The organism is Urbifossiella limnaea (assembly GCF_007747215.1).
GTDB classification, from domain to species: Bacteria; Planctomycetota; Planctomycetia; order Gemmatales; family Gemmataceae; genus Urbifossiella; species Urbifossiella limnaea.
Map to the genome: position 1 here is coordinate 715,295 of NZ_CP036273.1, position 18,660 is coordinate 733,954.

The window sequence follows — 18,660 nt, forward strand, 5'->3', positions numbered from 1 at the left end:
GAGCGAAGCCCGGGGACGGCCGTCCCCGGGCTTCGCTCGTTCACACCGGCGCGCGCCACCGCAGCACCGGCTCCTTCGCCGCCTTCACCTCGTCCGGCCGGCTCACCACGTGCGTGTGCGGCGCCGTCTTCAGCAACTCCGCGTCCTCGCCCTTGATCGTCAGCAGCACGTCGGCGAACGCGTCGAGCGTCTCCTTGCTCTCGGTCTCCGTCGGCTCCATCATCAGCGCCTCGGGCACGACGAGCGGGAAGTACACCGTCGGGGCGTGGAACCCGTAGTCGAGCAGCCGCTTGCACACGTCCATCGCCCGCACCTTCCGCTCGCGCAGGAGCGACCGGCCGCTGGCCACGAACTCGTGCATGCACGGCCCCGGGTGCGGCACGTCGAACGCCTCGCTGACTCGCGCCCGCAGGTAGTTGGCGTTCAGCACCGCCGTCTCGCTGCACGCCTTCAGCCCGTCCGGGCCGAGCGTGCGGATGTAGCAGTACCCGCGGAACAGGATGCCGACGTTCCCGAAGAACGACCGCACCCGGCCGATGGTCTTGTCGCGCGTGTCGCTCAGGCGGAACGTGTCGCCGTCCCTCACCACGACGGGCGCCGGGAGGTACGGGGCGAGGAAGTCGCGGACGGCGATGGGGCCGCTGCCGGGGCCGCCGCCGCCGTGCGGGCCGGTGAACGTCTTGTGCACGTTGTAGTGCTGCATGTCGGCGCCGAAGTCGCCCGGCCGGGTGATGCCGAGGATGGCGTTCATGTTCGCGCCGTCGAGGTACACCAGCCCGCCGGCCGCGTGGACCAGGTCCGTGATCTGGCGAATCTGCACCTCGAACAGCCCGAGCGTGTTCGGGTTCGTGATCATGAACACCGCGGTGTCGGCGCCGAGCTTCGCCTTCAATTCCTCCAGGTCCACCAGCCCCTTGGCGTTGCTCTTGACGGTGACGGTGTCGAACCCGGCGAGTTGCGCCGACGCCGGGTTGGTGCCGTGCGCCGAGTCGGGGACGAGCACCTTGCGGCGGTGCGTCTGCCCCTTGTCGCGGAAGTACGCGGCGGCGACGAGCAGCGCCGTGAGTTCGCCCTGCGCCCCGGCCGCGGGCTGGAGCGACACGGCCGGCAGGCCGCTGATCTCGGCGAGGAACTGCTGCATCTCGTAGAGGAGTTCGAGCATCCCCTGAACGGTGTCGTCGGGCTGGAGGGGGTGGAGGTCGGCGAACCCCGGCAGCGCCGCGAGCCGCTCGTGCCGCTTCGGGTTGTACTTCATGGTGCACGAGCCCAGCGGGTAGAACTGGGTGTCGATGCACATGTTCCGCGTGGACAGGTTGGTGAAGTGGCGGATCAGGTCGATCTCGGCGACTTCGGGCAGCGGCGGCGGCTCCGCGGCGAGGAACCGGTCGGGGACGAGCGATGACAGCGGGGTGTCAGCGGGCACGTCGCACGGGGGGACGCGGTGCCCGCGGCGTCCGGGCCGGGACAGCTCGAACACGAGCTCGGTGGACTGGGTGTTGTTCATGGGTTCCTGTTCAGGCAATCGCCCGGTTACGGCAGCAGCCCCTTCTCCTTCAGGATCGCGTCCGCCCACGCCTTCTGCTCGGCCGTCAGCGGCGGGTCGGGGCGCGGTGCCCGTACTTCACCAGCCGGGCGAATCCGCCCTCGTCGTAGCAGCGGTCGAACACCGGCTGCAACTCCACCGCCACCGGCTCCCGGTCGAGCGTCAGCGGCACGCCGATGGTCGGCAGCCGGGCGGCGAGCGGGAACGGGGCCACAAAGTACTGCCGCTCGTCCGCTTCAAGGGTGACGCAGGCGTGGTAGTCGAACCCTCCCGGGGCGAGCCGGCGGAGGCGGCCCTCGGGTACCGCGGTAGTGTGCCGCCCGCCCCGGACGAGGTCGATCTCTACCAGATGCACGCCGCCAGTCCGGCACTCCTTCCGCTTCTTCAGGTACTCCCTCCGACCCGCGCCCGGCACCTTGTTCGACGGGCTCAGCACCTCGACGGCGGTCACCAACTGCTCGTCCTCGGTGGTGAGGACTTCCAGGTACGCCTCGGTGATCGGGTCCGGGGTGCGTTCCACCGCCCGCGGCGAGCATGCCGACCCGTGACAGCGCGGCGGAGGCGACTCCGCCCCCCTGGACCGGCGGCCCGAGTACCCCGAGGTCGGGTGCCCGCACCCGCCGCTGTTCCTCGTCGACGTACACCCGCGACTGGCCGTTGACGGCGAACTCCGGCGGGAGCACGGCGGCGAGGGCGGACCGCAGGTAGACCACGAACGCTTCATGGAACCCGGGGTAGACGGCCGGGCGTTCCAGCCACGGGTCCATGCCGGGGAACGGGGACGGCATCGCTTCTCCTCCCCTCCGGGTCAGGCGGTCTTCGCCAGCTGCTCGCGCAGCGCCGCGGCCAGGGCGTCGATCTCGGCCTTCGTCCGCTTCTCGGTCACGGCCACGGCCACGGCGTCGGGTAGGTCCGGGTACCAGTCGCCGAGCGGCAGCCCGGCCAGGAACCCGGACTCGCGCAGGCCCGCCAGCACCGCCGGCACGTCGGCCGCCAGCCGCACCGTGAACTCCTTCACGAACGGCCGGTCGAACGCCAGCCGCACCCCGCCCACCTTCGCCAGCTCCGCCGCGGCGTAGTGCGCCTTCCGCAGGCACAGCTCGGCCGTTTCCCGCAACCCCGTCGGACCCAGCGCCGTCAGGTGGACCGCGGCGCGGAGCGCCAGCAGCCCCTGGTTCGTGCAGATGTTGCTCGTGGCCTTCTCGCGCCGGATGTGCTGCTCGCGCGTCTGCAGCGTCAGCACCCAGCAGCGCTTGCCGTTGCGGTCGGTCGTCTGGCCGACGAGCCGGCCGGGAATCTTCCGCAGGTACTCGGTGTCGCCGCGGCACGCGAGGATGCCGAGGTACGGCCCGCCGAACCCGAGCGGCACGCCGAGCCCCTGGCCTTCGGCCACCGCGATGTCGGCGCCGTCGTCGCCCGGCCGCCGGAGCAAACCGACGGACACCGGGTCGAACACGGAGACGAACACCGCCCCGCCCTTCTTCGCGGCGGCGCCCACGGCCGCGCTCTCTTCGAGGCAGCCGAACACGTTCGGGCTCTGGAGGATGACGCACACCGTGCTGTCGGTGACGGCCTTCGCCACGTCGTCGGGGTCGAGGAAGCCGTGCGGCGTGGGGAGCACGCGGACGCGGCACGGGAGGTTCTCGGTGAGCGTCCGCAGCGTCTGCACGTACTGTGGGTGGACGCTTCCGGCGACGAGCACCTCGCCGGTGCGGCCGGTGACGCCGAGCGCCATCAGCACGGCTTCGGCGACGGCCGACCCGGCCTCGTACAGCGACGCGTTGGCGACCTCCAGCCCGGTGAGCTGGCACATCAGCGTCTGGTACTCGAACACGGCCTGCAGCGTGCCCTGGCTGGCCTCGGCCTGGTACGGCGTGTACGCGGTGTAGAACTCGCTGCGGCCGGCGACCGCGTCCACGACGGCCGGCACGAAGTGGTCGTAGGCGCCGCCGCCGAGGAAGCACACGAGCTCGCCGGCGGGCCGGTTCTTCGCCGCGAGGCGCTGCATGTGCGCGGTGAGGTCCTGCTCGCAGAGCGCGGCGGGGATGTCGAGCGGGCGGGTGAGGCGCAACTCGGCCGGGATCGGGGCGAACAGGTCGTCCACCGACGTCGCCCCGATCTTCGCCAGCATGGCGGCGCGGTCGGCGTCGGTGTTCAGCAAGTACGGCACGAACGGTCTCCGGGATGCGGGAACGAGATTCGGTCGCCGTCTGCGACCTTCATCGGCGGCGCGGACGCACCCGGCGGCTGACGCCGCTCGGCTCGCCCTCCAGTTAGTGGCCTTCGGCCGCGAGCTGGGCGTCGTACTGCTCGGCCGTCAGCAGGTGGTCCAGGCTCCCGCCCGCGGCCGGGCGCAGCTTGAGCATCCAGCCGCGGCCAAACGGGTCGTCGTTCACCGGGCTCAGGTCGGCCTTGCGGCCCGTCGCCTTGTCGTCGAGCAGCACCTCGTTCCGCTCCACCACCACACCGGCCACGGGGGCGTTCACGTCCGACGTGCTCTTCACCGACTCGATCACGCCGAACGCGGCGCCGCCCGTCAGCTCCTTGCCCACTGCCGGCAGCTCCAGGAACGTCGGCTCGGTCAGTTGCTCGACCGCGAACGCGGTGATGCCCACAACCACGAAGTCGCCGTCGGGCTTGGCCCACTCGTGGCTCGTCGTGTACCGGCGGTCGGTCGGGTTCGCGGCGCTCATGCGGTCTCCTTCGGGCGGCGGTAGAACGGGAGCGGGACGACGGCGGCCGGCAGATGCGTGCCGCGGGCGTCCACCAGCAATCGGGTGCCGGGGGCGGCCAGCTCGCGCGGTACGTACCCCATGGCGATCGACTTGCCGAGCCACGGGGCGAAGCTGCCGCTCGTCACGGTGCCGACCGGCGCCGCGTCGGGCGCGAGAATCGGGCAGCCTTCGCGGGCGGCGCGGGTGCCTTCGAGTTCGAGCCCGACGCGCACCGGGCCGGACACCTGCTTCAAGGCGTCGCGGCCGATGAAGTCGCCCTTGTCGAACTTCACCGCCCAGCCGAGGCCGGCGCGGATGGGGTCGGTCTGCTCGTTCAACTCGTGGCCGTAGAGCGGCATCGCGGCTTCGAGCCGCAGCGTGTCGCGCGCCCCGAGGCCGCAAGGGGCGGCGCCGCGGGCCAATAGTTCGTCCCACAGCGTCGGGCCGAGGGCGTTCGGCAGCATCACCTCGAAGCCGTCCTCGCCGGTGTAGCCGGTGCGGCTGACGACGCAGCCCTTCCCCTGGTAGCGCGTCGGGGTGGCGAAGTAATACTTCAGCGCCGACACGTCGGCGTCGAACAGCCCGGCCACGATCTCGACCGACCGCGGGCCTTGCAACGCGATCATTGTCGTGCCGTCGGTCTGGTCCTGAATCTCGACGCTCAGCCCCGCGCGGTGCGCTTCCAGCCACGCGCAAATCTTCGCGCGGTTGGAGGCGTTCACGACCGCGGCGAAGCCGTAGGGCCAGCGGTAGACGAGGATGTCGTCGAGAATGCCACCGGCCTCGTTGCACACGAGGCCGTAGCGGACCTGGCCGTCCTTCATCGTGGCGACGGAGTTGGTGAACACCTTCTCGAGCAGGGCCAGCGCGTCCGGGCCGCCGAAGCTGAGGCGGGCCATGTGGGAAACGTCGAACAGGCCGGCGGCGGTGCGGACCGCCTTGTGCTCGGCGGCGATGCCGGCGTACTGGACGGGCATGTCCCAGCCGGCGAACGGGACGACGCGGGCCTTCAGCGCGACGTGGCGGTCGTACAGGGCGGTGCGGCGGTTGGACATGCGGACCCCTCACGCCGCCGGCGGGAGAGGTGGCCGGCGGAACGGCACAGGGCGGCCCCGGTGGGAGCCGCCCCGCGATGAGAGTATCCTAGCCGAACGGTCCGACTTTTCCACCCGTCCGACCCGCTGGCGGCCTCGCACCGTGGCACGCCGCCGCACGCGGCCGGGGTACCGCCTTACCGGCGCTCGATGCGGCGCTCGATGCGGCGGAACTCGCCCGGGGTCAGCCCGTAGGCCCGGTACACCTCGGTCCGGTACGTCGGGGTGAAGAACTGCGGGTACGCCTGGACGGTGTAGGTGGGCATCATCTGCCACCGCTGCACCGGGATGTCCACGACGGCCGTCCGCTGCGCCGGGTTGAACGTGGCCGCGGCCCACGGCACGGTCGTCAGCTTGCCGTCGGCGGCGGCGACGATCAGGTACTCCACGTCGCCGCCGGCGCTGAACACGATGTCGTCCACGGTGCCGACGGCCGTGTTGCTCTGGATGGCCACCTTCGTGCCGATGATGTCCTTGGCCCGGTAGGCCGCGAGGTTCGCGGCGGGCTGCACCGGCTGCGCGGGCTGCACCGCCGTGCCCGGCTGCACCGGCACGGGTACCGGCTGGACGGCGGGGGCGGGCTGCTGGGCGGTGGCGACACCGGCCGCGGCGAGGGTGGCGGCCAGCGTGCGGAACAGGTTACGGGTCATTATTCGAGCACTCTCGGGTTGCGGGCGACCACCCCACCCCCGAGCATCCGGCGTGCCGCTCAGTCGCTCCCGCCGAGGTCGTGGTCGTCGACGACGGCACGGAGGCGGTGGAGCCTACGGGTCGGGGCGGGGGTGTCGTTGGCGGAGCGGGCCGGCTCGGCGCCGAAGTCGGGTCGGTCGGCGGCCGGGATGAGCCGGAGCCGGATGGCCAGCGGTTCGGCGTCCCGCCGGTCCACGGACACGAGCAGTTCCTGCGTCTCGGCGAGCAGGAATCCCACGGGCACGTCCACCTTCAGCGAGTCGCGTTCGGCCTGGGCCATGGTCAACCTCCAGAAGGGGCAGAAGGGCGGCTCCGGCGGGGTTTCGAGCTTCGAGTTGGTACGCACCAACCCGCGCGGCAGAACCTCGGAGGGTGCTCCGACCACACGAAGCTTTGAACTCGAAACTCGAAACGATTCCGGGAGCCGTGCGGGGCGACGGGACCGGCGGCTGCGAGCAACCCGCCCGGTGGGAGAGGGGATACCGGGTGGGGGGCCGCGCTTCAACAGCGCCAAATTACACGACGCGCGGGACGATTCCGAGAACAAAGTCGGAAAAAATGACAAACGGGTCGGAATACGAGGTTCGGTCCGATCGACCGGGCAAGCGCCGGGGTTTGGGCGCTGGGCGGGTCCGACGTTGAACCCGCAACCCCGGCGTGCTACGACGGCGGCATGCGGGTACTCGACACAACCGACGTGAAAGACGTGCAGGCGCTAGCGTTCTCGCCTGATGGCCGGTACCTCGCCGCCGGGACGAACCGCCAGGGGTTCGTCGTCCACGACCTCGCCGGCGGCGGCGCCGCCCGCGTCGGGCCGGACGGGTTCCGGTGGGCGCTCCGTATCGGCTTCGAGCCCGGCGGGGCGGTCGTCGCGACGACGACCGACGGCCGGACCCGGTTCGACCCGGCGACCGGGGGCCGCCTCGGGGTCGGGCCGTTCGACCCGGACGGCCCGCGCCCCGTGCCTTTCTTTGACTCGTCGGCCGCGGGCACCCGGCTGGCGACCGTTCAGTTCTGGAGCCCGCGGTCGCGGCTGATCTGTTGGGACGCAGCCGACGATGGTTGGGAACGGAGGTGGTTCGTGGACGACCGCCCCGCCTACTGCCCCCCGGCGGTGTCCCCGGCCGGCGACCGCGTCGCCTTCTTCGCCGCCGAAACCCTCGGCGCCGGGGCCGCGCAACAGTTGCTCGTGTTCGACGCCGACTCCGGCGAGCCGGTCGGGGCAGGCACGTACCCGTTTGCGGAGCTACACGGTCCGTGCTACCAGCCGGGGGGGCGGCAGATCGTCGTGCCTCACGCCGGCGTGTTGGTGGTGTGGGACGCCCGCGTCCTGGGGAAGCCGGCGCGGGTGAAGAACGACACGCGGCAGCACTTCACCGCGGCGGCGTTCCACCCGTCGGGCCGCTACCTGTTCACCACCAGCAACGACGCCACCGTCACCGTGTGGGACACCGACGAGTGGGTGCGGGTGAAGCGGTTCGCGTGGGAGGTCGGCCGGCTGCGCTCCGTGGCGGTCAGCGCCGACGGGCTCCTCGCAGCCGCGGGGTCCGACCGCGGCCGCGTCGTCGTGTGGGACGTGGACGTCTGACCTCACTTCTCCCCGACGCAGCACACGTAGCGGTTCGTCCGCAGGTACAGCCGACCGCCGGCTACCGCGGGGCTGGAGAGGAAGTCCCCCCGCTCGCCGAACGTGTTCGAGGCCAGCAGCTCGAACGCCGGCTTCGCCGCCACCACGTACATCGTGCCGCTGCGGCCGGGGTAGTAAATCCGCCCGCCCGCCAGCACCGGCGAGCCGTACACCCCGTCGCCGCGGCCGACCCGCTCCTCGTACACCACCCGGCCCGTCTTCGCGTCGGCGCAGAAGGCCATCCCCTGGTTGTCGTGCATCCAGTACAGGTGCCCCTCGTGCAGCACCGGGCTCGGCACGTTCGTCCCCTTCTTGCTCGTCCACAGGCGGTGCGTCCGGGTCACGTCGCCGGTGCCGCCGAGCTTCACCGCCAGCCCGCCGCCGGGTCGGCCGCCCAGCGCGTACGCCACGCCGTCGCCCACCACCACCGACGGCACCATGTACCACGGGATGTCGGTGGCGCTGCTCCACAACTCCCGGCCGCTCGCCGGGTCCACCGCGAACAGCTTGCCGAACGACGCCATCACTAGTTCCGGCCGGCCGGCGTGCGTCGTCAGCACCGGCGTGTTCCACGACTCCTTCACGTTCCGCACCCGCCACGCCTCCTTCCCGGTAGCCGGGTCCAGTGACACCAGGCTGTCACTCTCGACGCTGGCGTTCACGACCACCTTCCCGGCCGCGAGCACGACCGACGCCGCCGAGCCCCAGCCGTTCAGGCCCGAGCCCACGTCGGCGCGCCACAATTCCTTGCCGCCGTGGTCGAAGGCGACGACGCCGGACTTGCCGAAGAACGTGTACAGCCGGGTGGCGTCGGCGGCGGGCGTGGCGGAGGCGTAGCCGTGGCCGTCGCGGATGTTCTCCTGCTCCGGCAGCTTCGGGGCCACGTCGCGGGTCCACAGCAGCTTGCCGGTGCCGCGGTCCAGCGCGACGACGTGGAGCTTCAGCCCGCTCTGGTTCGGGCCGCGGCCGTCGTACCCGGAGTAGCAGGTGACGAAGACGCGGTCGCCGACGACGACCGGCGTGGCCGTGCCGGCGCCGGGCAGGTCGGTCTTCCACACGACGTTCTTGGTGGCGCCCCACGTGAGCGGCGCGGCCGTGGGGCTGGTGCCGGAGCCGTCGGCGCCGCGGAACGCGGGCCAGTCCTGGGCGGCTGCGGTGGCGGCGAGGAGGAACACGGCGGGCACGGCGACGCGGCGCATGGGAGAGCTCCGGAAGTTGGTGTGAGCGTACCCCGCCGCGCGGGCGGGGTCAAAGCGTTTGCGGGCCGGCGCCGGCTCCGGTAGCATGGCCGCCGGTCCGGCTCACTGGCAGGGAGTGCGGCATGAAGAACGGCGTCTGCCCGAAGTGCGGCTGTACGGTCGTGATCCAGGGCGTGCGGGTGCTCGACCACGGGCACGGGAACCGGACCCACGACCTGTCGGTGGCGGTGGACGCGAAGCCGGACGCCTGGGTGTTCAAGGGCCGGGTGACCGGCGAGCTGTGGGCGTGCGTGTGCGGGGCGTGCGGGTTCACCGAGCTGTACGCGACCAACCTGGATGAGCTGGTGAAGGCTGCTGCGGTGGTGCCTCCGGCGGAGGCGTGAAACGCGAAACGCCGGGCCTTGCGGCCCGGCGTTCACGAGTGGAGCGAGGGGGAGTTGAACCCCCGACCTCTGCAGTGCGATTGCAGCGCTCTCCCAACTGAGCTACCGCCCCGTGCCACCCATCTTAGTACCACCCCCGGCCCGCCGACAAGGGGGATACCGCCCGGCAACGAGGGCGGGAAAAATTTGTGTACATCCGTACCCTAAGTTCCGATTCGGGGTGTGTCAAGTCAATCGCGGCAGGTTCGCGGCGAATTCCCCTGCGGACCCGCGCCGCCCGAGGCTGCCCATGTCGCTCCGCCTCTCCGCCCTCGTGCTGACGACACTCACCCTCCCCGCTCCGGTTCGCGCCCGGGACGACCCCGCCGTGTCGTTCGACGCCGTGCTGGCGAGCGCCGGCGCGCGGAAGCAGCTGTACCACGACAACAAGCGGATCACCTTCACCGCACGAATCTACGCGCTGGAACTGAAGGACGGCCGGGTCACGTCCACGCTCGGGGCGGACTTCGACGCCGAAGAAGTCCTCGACGCCGCGGGGCGCCGGCGGGCCACGACCACCGCATCCCGCCTCCCGTCGCGGAAGGTGAACGTCGGGTCGTACTCGGCGCCGGACTTCTACTTCCGGGTGGTTCCGGACCAGGACCGGTTCACCATCGACGAGTTGAACAGCCGGGCCAGTTCCGTCCAGCGCTACCTCACGCACGCCACCCACGGCCCCGGCCTGCTGCCGTCGTCGTTCGACGGGCACCGCAGCGTCGAGCTCCTGACATTCCTGCTGGCGGACGGCAGCAACTACGCGTACGCCGTGACCCTCGGCCCGCCGACGTTGGAGGCGAAGTTCGGCCGGGAGGTGCTCGCCGTCCCGTCGACGCTGACCCCGCTGAGGGGCGTGGACCCGAAGTGGGGCGACGGCGTGATCCGGCAGACGAGCTACTTCGACCCGGCCCACGCCCACGTGTTCCTGGGGTCGGAGGCCGAGCACCCGGGCACCGAGGCCCGGCCGTGGCCGCACCGGCAGACGTGCGTGCTGGAGTACGAGCCGCGCCACGACGGCCGGCCGGTGCCGCGGCGGTTCGCCCGCCACGTCCGGCCCGAAGGGGGGGAGCCGCTGGTGGAGTACGAAGTGGAGTTCACCCGCTACGAGGACTACGCCCCGACCGCGGACGACTTCCGGCTGGAGGCCCGGTACGGCCTCACCACCCCGGCCGGGCCGGACGACAAGAAGCTGGTCGGGGTGCGGTCGGGGACTGAATCGCCGGCGTGGCCGTGGAGGTCGGTCGCCGCCGGCGCGGTGGTGGTGGCCGGGGCCGGGGTGGTCGGGCTTGTGGCGTACCGGCGCCGCCGGCGGACGGATCGCTGACCCCGCCTCTGGCCCCGCGTGCCCCGCGGCGGTAGGATGCGGCCGACCCCGGAGCCGCCGCCGTGACCGAACTGCCGCCGTGGCGCGACCCGTCCGCCGTGCGCACCGCCGCCGCCGCCGTCATCGCCGCCGCCGCCGGGTGGTTCCTCCTCCGCGAACTCGGGCCCGTCGTCCGGCCGCTGCTGTTCGCCGTCATCCTCGCCTACGTCATCCTGCCGTACCACAGCCGCCTCCGACACAAGATGTCGGCCGCCGCGTCGCTGGCGCTGCTCGGCGGGGCGGCCGTCCTCGTCGTCGCCGGGATCGCGGTGGTCGTGTACGCCAGCGCCCTCAGCCTCGCCGAGGAGCTGCCGGCGCTCCAGAAGCAGGCCGTCGCCCTGCTCCACGGCGGCGACGACTGGGTGAAGGACCGGCTGCCGTGGCTCCACCGGGCCGAAGGGGGCAAGCAGATCGAGGAGCAACTCGCCGCGCAGGTGGCCGGGGTCGTGGCCCCCATGCTGGCCGCGGCCGCGGGCATCGTCGGGGATGCGGTCGTGATCGGGCTGTACCTGCTGTTCCTGCTCGGCGAGGCGGCCCAACTGCCGGAGCGGGTGCGGGCCTCGTACCCGCCCGAGCGCGCCGACTCCATCCTGAAGGTGGCCGGCGACGTGAACGCGGCGATCGTCAGCTACCTGAAGGCGAAGGTGATTTCGAGCCTGGCCATCGCCGCGCCGGTGGGGCTGATCCTGGCCGCGTTCGGCGTGCCGTTCGCGCCGCTGTGGGCGGTGCTGACCTTCCTGTGCAACTTCATCCCCTACATCGGCAGTGTGGTGGCGTACCTGCTGCCGGTGGGGTTCGCGTTCCTGCGGCTGCCGCTCGGGTGGCAGCCCGTGGCCGTGGCCGTGCTGGTGCTCGGGTGCCACTTGGCGAGCGCGATGCTGGTGGAGCCGATGCTGCTCGGCCGGGCGGTCGGCCTCAGCCCGCTGGTGATCCTCGGTTCGCTGGCGTTCTGGGGGCTGCTGTGGGGCGTGCCGGGGATGTTCCTGGCGGTGCCGCTCACAGTGGTGGCGGTGATCGTGATGGGGCACTTCGACACGACGCGGCCGCTGGCCCGGCTGCTGGGCGGGTAGCGCCGGCCACGTTGACCCCCACCCGCGAACCGGGTACACTGCCCCACGTCCACCGCCTTCCGGGGAATGCCGTGTTCGCGGCCGTGGTGCGAGTCCTGCTGCTGCTGGGGTGCGTGCCCCTGCTCCACCCGCCGGGCGTGTGCGCCTGCCGGGCGTGGGCGGCCGTCCTCCCCGCGCCGGACGCCGACCACCACGACCACCACGACGACGGCGACTGCCCCCACTGCCCCGGCGCCACCGCCGACGCGGCGACGCCCCGCGCCCCGGATTCGGCGCCCGACCCCGTCACCCTGTCCGTACCCGTCGTCGCCGCGGCCGCGGCCGCGGCGCCCGTCGTGGTGGGGACGCTGCCGCGAACCTCGGCCGCGTGGCCGTCCGCGCCACCGCTCTACCTGTCGCACTGCGCGCTCGTCTGCTAACGGCTCCCGGCCCCCCGCTGGTTAACCCCCGGGCCGCGTAGGAGCACGTACCCGTGTCCGCACTCTCGTTCCGCGGCGTCGCCCGCGCGCTCGTCGCCGCCGTAGTTCTGGGCGGGGCCGCGGCGGCCGCCGTACACACCCGCGAGCGGTGGCAGCCCCTCCTGTTCCCCGTCGCCGCCGCGCCCGCCGACGACCACGCCGCCGCGCCGGCCGCGGCGACGGGGCGCGTCGTGCTGTCCGAGCAGGCGCAGAAGAACCTCGGCCTCACGACCGCGCCGCTGACGCCGACCACGTTCTGGAAGACGGCCACGCTCCCCGGCATGGTCGTGGACCGGCCCGGCGTTACCGACCGCGGCGTGATCGCGCCGGCGACCGGCGTGGTGGCGAAGGTCCACAAGGCGGCCGGCGAGGCGGTGCGGCCCGGCGAGGTGCTGTTCACGCTGAAGCTGCTCAGCGAGTCGATCCACCTGACGCAGACGGAACTGTTCAAGGCCGCCCAGGACGCCGAGCTGGCGAAGGCGCAGCGGGCCACGCTCGCCTCGTCCGGCGTGGCGCCGCCGGCCCGGCTCACCGAGATCGACAACCAGCTGACGCGCCTCGCCGCCGCCGCGCGGGCGTACCGCGCCGACCTGCTCAACCGCGGCCTCACGCCCGAGCAGATCGACGCCGCCGCGGCCGGTACGTTCGCCACCGAGATGCGCGTGACGGCCCCGAGCCGGGCCCACGACGCGACCGGCGTCGAGCTGGAGGTGCAGGAGATTCGTGGCGAGCTCGGCCGGCTCGTGCAGAGCGGCGAGACGCTGTGCCTGCTGTCCGACCACCGGCTGCTCGCCGTCGAGGGGCGGGCGTTCCCCGACGAGGCGCCGCTGATCGACCGGGCGGCGCGGGGCGGGTGGCCGGTGGAGGTGGACTTCGGCGACGAGGGCTGGCCGTCGCACGGCCAGACGTTCCGCGTCGAGTACGTGGCTGCCACCATCGACCCCGAGAGTCGTACGTTCCGCTTCCGCTTCCCGCTGGACAACCAGGCCCGCGGCGACGGCAAGGACGAGTGGCGGTTCCGCCCCGGGCAGCGGGTGCGGGTGCTGGTGCGCGTCGAGAAGCTGGACGACGTGTTCGCGCTGCCTGCGGACGCCGTGGTCCGGGAGGGCGCCGAGGCGTACGTGTTCCGCCGCAACGGCGACAGCTTCGACCGCAAGCCGGTCCACGTGGTGTACCAGGACCGCCGGCACGCGGTGCTCGCCAACGACGGCAGCGTGTCGCCGGGGGCGCAGGTGGCGCAGTCGGGCGCGGCGCAGCTGAACCGGATGGCGAAGGCCGGCACCGGCGCCGCCCCGCCCGGCTACCACGTCCACGCCGACGGCAGTGTCCACGCGAACCACTGATTGGGTTTCGCCGCTCGCGGCGTAGCGCCGCGGCACTACGCCGCGAGCGGCGGGAGAACACTGTGTTCGACGCGATCATCCGAACATCGCTGAGCCGCCGCGGCCTCGTGCTCCTCGCCGCGGCCGCCGTCCTGGCCGCCGGCGGCGCCCTCGCCGCCGGGCTGCGCATCGACATCTTCCCCGACCTGGACCGGCCGCGCGTCGTGCTCCTGACCGAGTGCCCCGGCCTGTCGCCGGAGGAGGTCGAGGCGCTCGTGGGGCAGCCGGTCGAGACGGCCATCCTCGGCGCCCCCGGCGTCGAGGCGGTGCGCAGCCAGGCGAGTCAGGGGCTGGTCGTCACCACCGTCGAGTTCGGCTGGGAGACGGAGGTGCGGGTGGCCCGGCAGGTGGTGCAGGAACGGCTGACGGCGCTCGCCGGCGCTCTGCCGCCCGGCGTCCGCCCGCTGATGACGCCGCCGACCTCGATCATGGGGCAGATCATCCACGTCGGCCTGTCGCGGCAGCCCGGCCCCCGCGGCGGCGAACTCGCCCCGGTCGGGAAGACCGGCCTGCTCGCCGAGCGCGGCAAGGACGACGCCGTGACCGTGTGGAAGGTCGTGGACCGCCACGACCCGCGGACGTGGGCGCAACTGCCGAAGGCGACCGTCACGCGGGCCGGGGACGCGTCGTTCGTCATTCGCCATTCGTCGTTCGGCGAGGCCGCCGTCGCCTTCCGCACCCCCGAGCAGTTGCGGATGGACCTGCGCACCACGGCCGACTGGGTCGTGCGGCCGCGGCTGCTGAAGGAGCGCGGCGTCGCCGAGGTGATCGTCCTCGGCGGCGACCGGAAGCAGTACCAGGTGCTGATGAACCCCGAGAAGCTCCTCGAGTACGGCGTCGCCGTGCCGGACGTGGACCGGGCCATCAAGGCCAACAACCTCAACGCCAGCGGCGGTGTCACCGAGGAGGGCCAGACCGAGCGGCCCGTCCGCGTGCTGGGGCGGCTCGGCCCCGAGCCCGCGAAGGTGCTCGCCGACCTGCGGCTGATCCCCGTGAAGGGCGGCGACCGCCCCGTCCGGCTCGGACAGGTGGCGACGGTCGCCGAGGGCGCGGCCCCGAAGCGCGGCGACGGCGGCGTGGACGGCCGCGACGCGGTCGTGGTGACCGTCGTGCGCCAGCCCCACTCCGACACCCGCGACGTGACCGACCGCGTGACCGCGGCCGTGGGCGAGGTCGAGGCGTCGCTGACCGCCGACTACGTGGCGACGACCGACCTGTTCCGCATGAAGGACTTCATCGACCGCGGCGTGTACTACGTCGGCGAGGCGCTGGCGCTCGGGGCCGGCCTCGTCGTAATCGTGCTGTTCCTGTTCCTGCTGAACGTCCGCACCACGTTCATCACCCTCACCGCCATCCCGCTGTCGCTGGTGGTGACGACGCTGGTGTTCCGCCTCGTCGGCGCCCTCACCGGCACCGAGCTGTCGGTGAACGTGATGACGCTGGGCGGCATCGCGGTGGCGATGGGCGAGCTGGTGGACGACGCCATCGTGGACGTGGAGAACATCTTCCGCCGGCTGCGGGAGAACGCGGCGCTCCCGCTACCGGGGGCCGTCGATTCCGCGGATTCGTCGTTCGTCAGTCGTCAGTCGTCATTCCGCCGCCCCGTCTTCGACGTGGTCTACGACGCCAGCCGCGAGGTGCGCGGGGCCGTCGTCTACGGCACGGCCGTGGTGGTGCTGGCGTTCCTGCCGCTGTTCGCGCTCAGCGGCGTGGAGGGCCGGCTGTTCGTGCCGCTCGGCGTCGCCTACATCGTGTCGATCCTCGCGTCGCTGCTCGTCTCGCTCACCGTCACGCCGGTCCTGAGTTACTACCTGTTGAAGAACGTCGGCGCCGGCGGCGGCCACCGCGACGGGCTTCTCCTGCGCCTGCTCAAGTGGGGCGCCGGGTACGTGGTCCGCTTCAGCCTGCGGCACGCGCGCCTGCTGCTGCTGCTCACGTGGGTCGCCGTCGGGTACTGCGGCTGGCGGCTGACCACGATCGGCGCCGACTTCCTGCCGAAGTTCGACGAGGGCTCGGTGCAGATCAACGTCGTCCTCCCCGCCGGGTCGTCGCTGAAGGCGTCCAACGACGCGGCCCGGATGATCGACGCGAAGCTGACCTCGCTACGGCAGACGCCGACGAACCCGGACGGCCCGGTGCGCCACTTCGTGCGCCGCACCGGCCGCGCCGAGCTCGACGAGCACGCCGAGCCGGTCAGCCGCAGCGAGTACATCCTGTCGATGAACCCGGCGGCACAGGCCGGCCGCGACGAGTTCCTGGCCCGCGTGCTGAAGGAACTCCGCGACGAGGTGCCGGGCGTCGAGTTCGAGGCCGACCAGCCGCTGTCGCACCTCATCTCGCACATGCTGTCCGGCGTCAACGCCCAGCTCGCGGTCAAGATTCACGGCGACGACCTGGACCAGCTCCAGGCGCTCGCCCTCCAGGTGAAGGCGGTGCTGGCCGAGCTGCCCGGCCTGACGCCGCCGGTGATCGACCCGCAGGAGACCGTGGACGAGCTACACGTCGTGCTCCGGCCCGACGACCTCTCGCGGTACGGCCTGAGCCGCGAGTACGTCGCCGAGTACGTCGAGGCGGCGATGCGCGGCGAGGTGGTGTCCCAGGTGTTCGAGGGGGCGCGGCGGTTCGACCTGGTGGTGAAGCTGGACGCCGCGTACCGCACGGACTACCCCCGGCTCGGCGAGTTGCGGATCGACCTGCCGGACGGCAAGGGCCAGGTGCGGCTGAAGGACGTGGCCGACCTGCCGGCCGCGGCGGGCGGGCCGAACCAGATCAACCGCGAGAACGTGCGCCGCCGTGCCGTGGTCCGCTGCAACACGACCGGCGGCGACCTGGCCGGCATCGCGGCCGAGGCCGAGCGGCGCGTCCGGGCGCGGGTGCCGCTGCCGGAGGGGTACTTCCTCGAACTCGGCGGCCAGTTCGAGGCACAGAAGTCGGCCACGCGCCGCATCGCGCTGCTGGCCGTGCTGTCGGTCGCCGGCGTGTTCGTGGTGCTGCTGTCGCTGTACCCGTCGTGGCGGGTGTGCCTGCAAATCCTGAACGCGGTGCCGACCGCCTTCATCGGCGGCGTGCTGGCCCTGGTCGTCACGAACCAGACGCTGACGGTGGCGAGCCTGGTCGGGTTTGTGTCGCTCGGCGGCATCGCGGTGCGAAACGGCGTCCTGCTGGTGACGCACTACGTGCACCTGATGACCCACGAGGGCATGCCGTTCGCCCCGGAGACGGTGGTGCGCGGCAGCCTGGAGCGGCTGGCGCCGGTGCTGATGACGGCGCTCACGGCCGGCATCGCGCTGGTGCCGCTGGTGGTGGGCGGGAAGAAGCCGGGGCTGGAGATCCTGTACCCCGTTTCGACGGTGATCCTGGGCGGGCTGGTGACCTCGACGTTCTGCGAGTTCCTGATCCACCCCGGGCTGTTCTGGACGTTCACCGGCAAGGACGCCGGGCGACTGAAGTGACCGCCGCGCGGCGGTGCAACCCCAACGGAGGCAACGATGTTCAACTGGAAACCCCTGGCGGTCGCGCTGCTCGGCTGCGCCCTGGTGGTCGGCTGCGGGCAGCCGGCGGCGCCGTCGAAGGCGGCGCCCGAGAAGAAGGGCGGCGACGACGACCCCCACGAGCACGGCGAGGGGCCGCACGGCGGCACCATCATCGACATCGCGGGCGTCCACGCCGAGTTCACCGTGGACCACAAGGCGAAGTCGGCGACGGTGTACATCCTGGACGGCAAGAAGGCGAAGAAGGCCGAGCCGATCGCGGCGGCGGCGCTGACGATCAGCGTGAAGAGCCCGGCGTTCCAGGTGGACGCGAAGGCCAGCCCCGAGGCCGGCGACCCGGCCGGGAAGGCGTCGCGGTTCGTGGCCGTCCACGACAACTTCGGCAAGGAGCAGGAGTTCGCCGGCACCCTGACGGTGACGCTCGACGGCAAGCAGTACAACGAGGACTTCAAGGAGGAGCCGCACGACCACGACAAGAAGAAGTAGGGTTTCCGCCGCTCGCGGCGGTGCACCGCCGCGAGCGGCGTAACATGATCTTCATGCGCCCCCCTGTTACGATTCCGCCGCCGGGTCGTCTTCCCGGCGACCCCCGCCGCGCCCCCGGCAGGCCGTGGTGATGCCGACCGGACGAGCGAGCCGTGCCCCGGACCCGGGCGCCGCCCGGCGGGCGGAGTTCGAGGCGCTGCACGCGCGGCTCGGCCGTGAGGTCTGGGCCATCGCCTACGCCCGCTGGACCGACCCCGACCTGGCCCTCGACGTGACCCAGGAGGCGTTCCTCCGGCTGTGGAAGCAGTGGGAGGCCGGCGAGACGATCGAGAACCCGCGGGCCTGGCTGCTGCGCGTGGCGCGCAACCTGGCCGAGGACCACGCCAAGAGCGCGTTCCGCCGCAACGGCACCCAGCCGCCGGAACTCCTCAACGGCGTGCGGTCGGCGCAGCCTACCCCCGCCGAGGCGCTGGAGCGTGAGGAACTGTTCGCGAGGATTCGCGCCGAGCTTGAAGGCTTGCCCCCGGCCGACCGCGACATCCTGACGCTCCGCTACGCCCTCGACTACGACGCGACGAAGATCGCCGAGTTGCTGGGCGTGGCGGTGACGGCGGTTCACATGCGCCTGAGCCGGGCGCGGCAGCGGCTCGCCGACAAGCTCGGCCCCCTGGACGGCTACACCCCCGCGAGCGGGACGCACACATGACGCGAACCCCACCCCCGACGGACGGCCTCGACGCGGCGCTGTCCGACTTCTTCCGCAGCGAGATGCCGAAGCCGTGGCCGGCCGCCCCGGCGCTGGCGACGGTACCGACGCGCCGCGACCCCGGCCGCCGGGCGCGACTGACGCTGGCCGCGTCGGTGGCTTTGCTGGCCGCCGGGTGTTGGCTACTGTCGGGCGGCGGCGGCGGCGGCCCGGCCGGCGGCGCGAAGCCGGGCGCTCCGGCGGACGTGCTGCAGAACGCGACCGCCCGCCACCCGGCGGCGACGGACAAGGCGAAGGCGAAGGCCGCCGCGACCACGGACCCGATGAACGGCTTCCCGCAGGGCGCGCTGCCGATGCCGTGAGCGTGTTGTTAGGCCGGGGCGCAAGCCCCGTCGGGGTCTGATCCCGACGGGGCTTG

General features: G+C 72.5%; 18 protein-coding genes, 1 tRNA gene and 1 pseudogene. 10 read left to right on the top strand and 10 right to left on the bottom strand.

The window, feature by feature from the left end; genetic code table 11:
• Positions 1 to 40: 40 nt before the first annotated feature.
• The 8 genes and pseudogenes from gcvPB to ETAA1_RS03130 all read right to left on the bottom strand — a co-directional run bounded on the left by gcvPB (position 41) and on the right by ETAA1_RS03130 (position 6,321).
• Positions 41 to 1,504 carry an aminomethyl-transferring glycine dehydrogenase subunit GcvPB gene (gene gcvPB / locus ETAA1_RS03100; RefSeq protein WP_145234219.1) on the bottom strand — a complete coding sequence of 488 codons (1,464 nt, stop codon included), beginning with the start codon at positions 1,502 to 1,504 and terminating at the stop codon, positions 41 to 43.
• Positions 1,505 to 1,589: 85 nt separating this feature from the next.
• Positions 1,590 to 2,063 carry a DUF4058 family protein gene (locus ETAA1_RS03105; RefSeq protein WP_202920626.1) on the bottom strand — a complete coding sequence of 158 codons (474 nt, stop codon included), beginning with the start codon at positions 2,061 to 2,063 and terminating at the stop codon, positions 1,590 to 1,592.
• 82 nt (positions 2,064 to 2,145) lie between these two features.
• Positions 2,146 to 2,331 (bottom strand): annotated as a pseudogene (locus ETAA1_RS33725) (DUF4058 family protein); the annotation flags it as partial.
• Between the two features lie 20 nt (positions 2,332 to 2,351).
• Entirely contained in the window at positions 2,352 to 3,713 is a 1,362-nt protein-coding gene (gene gcvPA / locus ETAA1_RS03110; protein WP_145234222.1) for an aminomethyl-transferring glycine dehydrogenase subunit GcvPA, read from the bottom strand.
• Positions 3,714 to 3,816: 103 nt separating this feature from the next.
• A complete protein-coding gene (locus tag ETAA1_RS03115) occupies positions 3,817 to 4,236 on the bottom strand; it encodes a glycine cleavage system protein H (RefSeq protein ID WP_145234224.1) in 420 nt (139 codons plus the stop codon).
• Positions 4,233 to 5,312, bottom strand: coding sequence for a glycine cleavage system aminomethyltransferase GcvT (gene gcvT / locus ETAA1_RS03120; RefSeq protein WP_145234225.1), 1,080 nt, complete (start codon positions 5,310 to 5,312; stop codon positions 4,233 to 4,235). Before gcvT ends, ETAA1_RS03115 begins: the two co-directional genes overlap by 4 nt.
• 176 nt (positions 5,313 to 5,488) lie before the next feature.
• Positions 5,489 to 6,001, bottom strand: a complete 513-nt coding sequence (locus ETAA1_RS03125) for a PRC-barrel domain-containing protein (protein ID WP_145234227.1) — start codon at positions 5,999 to 6,001, stop codon at positions 5,489 to 5,491.
• Positions 6,002 to 6,060: 59 nt separating this feature from the next.
• Positions 6,061 to 6,321 (bottom strand): hypothetical protein, encoded by a 261-nt coding sequence (locus tag ETAA1_RS03130; protein WP_145234229.1) that lies wholly within the window; start codon positions 6,319 to 6,321, stop codon positions 6,061 to 6,063.
• Positions 6,322 to 6,714: 393 nt separating this feature from the next.
• On the opposite strand from ETAA1_RS03130, the gene ETAA1_RS03135 reads away from it, so the two are divergent.
• Positions 6,715 to 7,629 (top strand): WD40 repeat domain-containing protein, encoded by a 915-nt coding sequence (locus ETAA1_RS03135; protein ID WP_145244553.1) that lies wholly within the window; start codon positions 6,715 to 6,717, stop codon positions 7,627 to 7,629.
• Between the two features lie 2 nt (positions 7,630 to 7,631).
• Here the strand turns inward: ETAA1_RS03135 and ETAA1_RS03140 are convergent, their stop codons facing one another.
• A complete protein-coding gene (locus tag ETAA1_RS03140; protein WP_202920627.1) occupies positions 7,632 to 8,867 on the bottom strand; it encodes an outer membrane protein assembly factor BamB family protein in 1,236 nt (411 codons plus the stop codon).
• A 122-nt stretch (positions 8,868 to 8,989) separates the two neighbouring features.
• Here ETAA1_RS03140 and ETAA1_RS03145 point away from each other — a divergent pair, with 122 nt between their 5' ends.
• Entirely contained in the window at positions 8,990 to 9,250 is a 261-nt protein-coding gene (locus ETAA1_RS03145; protein ID WP_145234233.1) for a hypothetical protein, read from the top strand.
• A 39-nt stretch (positions 9,251 to 9,289) separates the two neighbouring features.
• Here the strand turns inward: ETAA1_RS03145 and ETAA1_RS03150 are convergent.
• Positions 9,290 to 9,362, bottom strand: a tRNA-Ala gene (locus ETAA1_RS03150).
• 177 nt (positions 9,363 to 9,539) lie between these two features.
• On the opposite strand from ETAA1_RS03150, the gene ETAA1_RS03155 reads away from it, so the two are divergent.
• The 8 genes from ETAA1_RS03155 (at position 9,540) to ETAA1_RS03190 (ending at position 18,604) form a co-directional block, all read left to right on the top strand.
• Positions 9,540 to 10,610, top strand: a complete 1,071-nt coding sequence (locus ETAA1_RS03155) for a hypothetical protein (RefSeq protein ID WP_145234235.1) — start codon at positions 9,540 to 9,542, stop codon at positions 10,608 to 10,610.
• Positions 10,611 to 10,672: 62 nt separating this feature from the next.
• The gene (locus ETAA1_RS03160) at positions 10,673 to 11,719 is read left to right on the top strand and encodes an AI-2E family transporter (protein ID WP_145234237.1); all 1,047 of its coding nucleotides are present in this window, start codon (positions 10,673 to 10,675) and stop codon (positions 11,717 to 11,719) included.
• Between the two features lie 71 nt (positions 11,720 to 11,790).
• Positions 11,791 to 12,138 (top strand): hypothetical protein, encoded by a 348-nt coding sequence (locus ETAA1_RS03165; protein WP_145234239.1) that lies wholly within the window; start codon positions 11,791 to 11,793, stop codon positions 12,136 to 12,138.
• Between the two features lie 53 nt (positions 12,139 to 12,191).
• On the top strand, positions 12,192 to 13,520 hold the full coding sequence (locus ETAA1_RS03170) for an efflux RND transporter periplasmic adaptor subunit (RefSeq protein WP_145234242.1): 1,329 nt from the start codon (positions 12,192 to 12,194) through the stop codon (positions 13,518 to 13,520).
• A 62-nt stretch (positions 13,521 to 13,582) separates the two neighbouring features.
• Positions 13,583 to 17,011, top strand: coding sequence for an efflux RND transporter permease subunit (locus ETAA1_RS03175; RefSeq protein ID WP_145234243.1), 3,429 nt, complete (start codon positions 13,583 to 13,585; stop codon positions 17,009 to 17,011).
• A gap of 36 nt (positions 17,012 to 17,047) precedes the next feature.
• Positions 17,048 to 17,536 (top strand): hypothetical protein, encoded by a 489-nt coding sequence (locus ETAA1_RS03180; RefSeq protein ID WP_145234245.1) that lies wholly within the window; start codon positions 17,048 to 17,050, stop codon positions 17,534 to 17,536.
• 130 nt (positions 17,537 to 17,666) lie between these two features.
• On the top strand, positions 17,667 to 18,242 hold the full coding sequence (locus ETAA1_RS03185) for an RNA polymerase sigma factor (protein WP_145234247.1): 576 nt from the start codon (positions 17,667 to 17,669) through the stop codon (positions 18,240 to 18,242).
• The gene (locus tag ETAA1_RS03190; protein WP_145234249.1) at positions 18,239 to 18,604 is read left to right on the top strand and encodes a hypothetical protein; all 366 of its coding nucleotides are present in this window, start codon (positions 18,239 to 18,241) and stop codon (positions 18,602 to 18,604) included. The genes ETAA1_RS03185 and ETAA1_RS03190 overlap by 4 nt, the downstream gene beginning before the upstream one ends.
• The last annotated feature ends 56 nt before the right edge of the window (positions 18,605 to 18,660 follow it).

What these genes read in the sequence shown, in the direction of transcription:
- gcvPB (WP_145234219.1), bottom strand. Translation starts at nt 1,504, where the DNA reads ATGAACAACACCCAGTCCACCGAGCTCGTGTTCGAGCTGTCCCGGCCC.
- ETAA1_RS03115 (WP_145234224.1), bottom strand. Translation starts at nt 4,236, where the DNA reads ATGAGCGCCGCGAACCCGACCGACCGCCGGTACACGACGAGCCACGAG.
- gcvT (WP_145234225.1), bottom strand. Translation starts at nt 5,312, where the DNA reads ATGTCCAACCGCCGCACCGCCCTGTACGACCGCCACGTCGCGCTGAAG.
- ETAA1_RS03125 (WP_145234227.1), bottom strand. Translation starts at nt 6,001, where the DNA reads ATGACCCGTAACCTGTTCCGCACGCTGGCCGCCACCCTCGCCGCGGCC.
- ETAA1_RS03130 (WP_145234229.1), bottom strand. Translation starts at nt 6,321, where the DNA reads ATGGCCCAGGCCGAACGCGACTCGCTGAAGGTGGACGTGCCCGTGGGA.
- ETAA1_RS03135 (WP_145244553.1), top strand. Translation starts at nt 6,715, where the DNA reads ATGCGGGTACTCGACACAACCGACGTGAAAGACGTGCAGGCGCTAGCG.
- ETAA1_RS03140 (WP_202920627.1), bottom strand. Translation starts at nt 8,867, where the DNA reads ATGCGCCGCGTCGCCGTGCCCGCCGTGTTCCTCCTCGCCGCCACCGCA.
- ETAA1_RS03145 (WP_145234233.1), top strand. Translation starts at nt 8,990, where the DNA reads ATGAAGAACGGCGTCTGCCCGAAGTGCGGCTGTACGGTCGTGATCCAG.
- ETAA1_RS03155 (WP_145234235.1), top strand. Translation starts at nt 9,540, where the DNA reads ATGTCGCTCCGCCTCTCCGCCCTCGTGCTGACGACACTCACCCTCCCC.
- ETAA1_RS03180 (WP_145234245.1), top strand. Translation starts at nt 17,048, where the DNA reads ATGTTCAACTGGAAACCCCTGGCGGTCGCGCTGCTCGGCTGCGCCCTG.
- ETAA1_RS03185 (WP_145234247.1), top strand. Translation starts at nt 17,667, where the DNA reads ATGCCGACCGGACGAGCGAGCCGTGCCCCGGACCCGGGCGCCGCCCGG.
- ETAA1_RS03190 (WP_145234249.1), top strand. Translation starts at nt 18,239, where the DNA reads ATGACGCGAACCCCACCCCCGACGGACGGCCTCGACGCGGCGCTGTCC.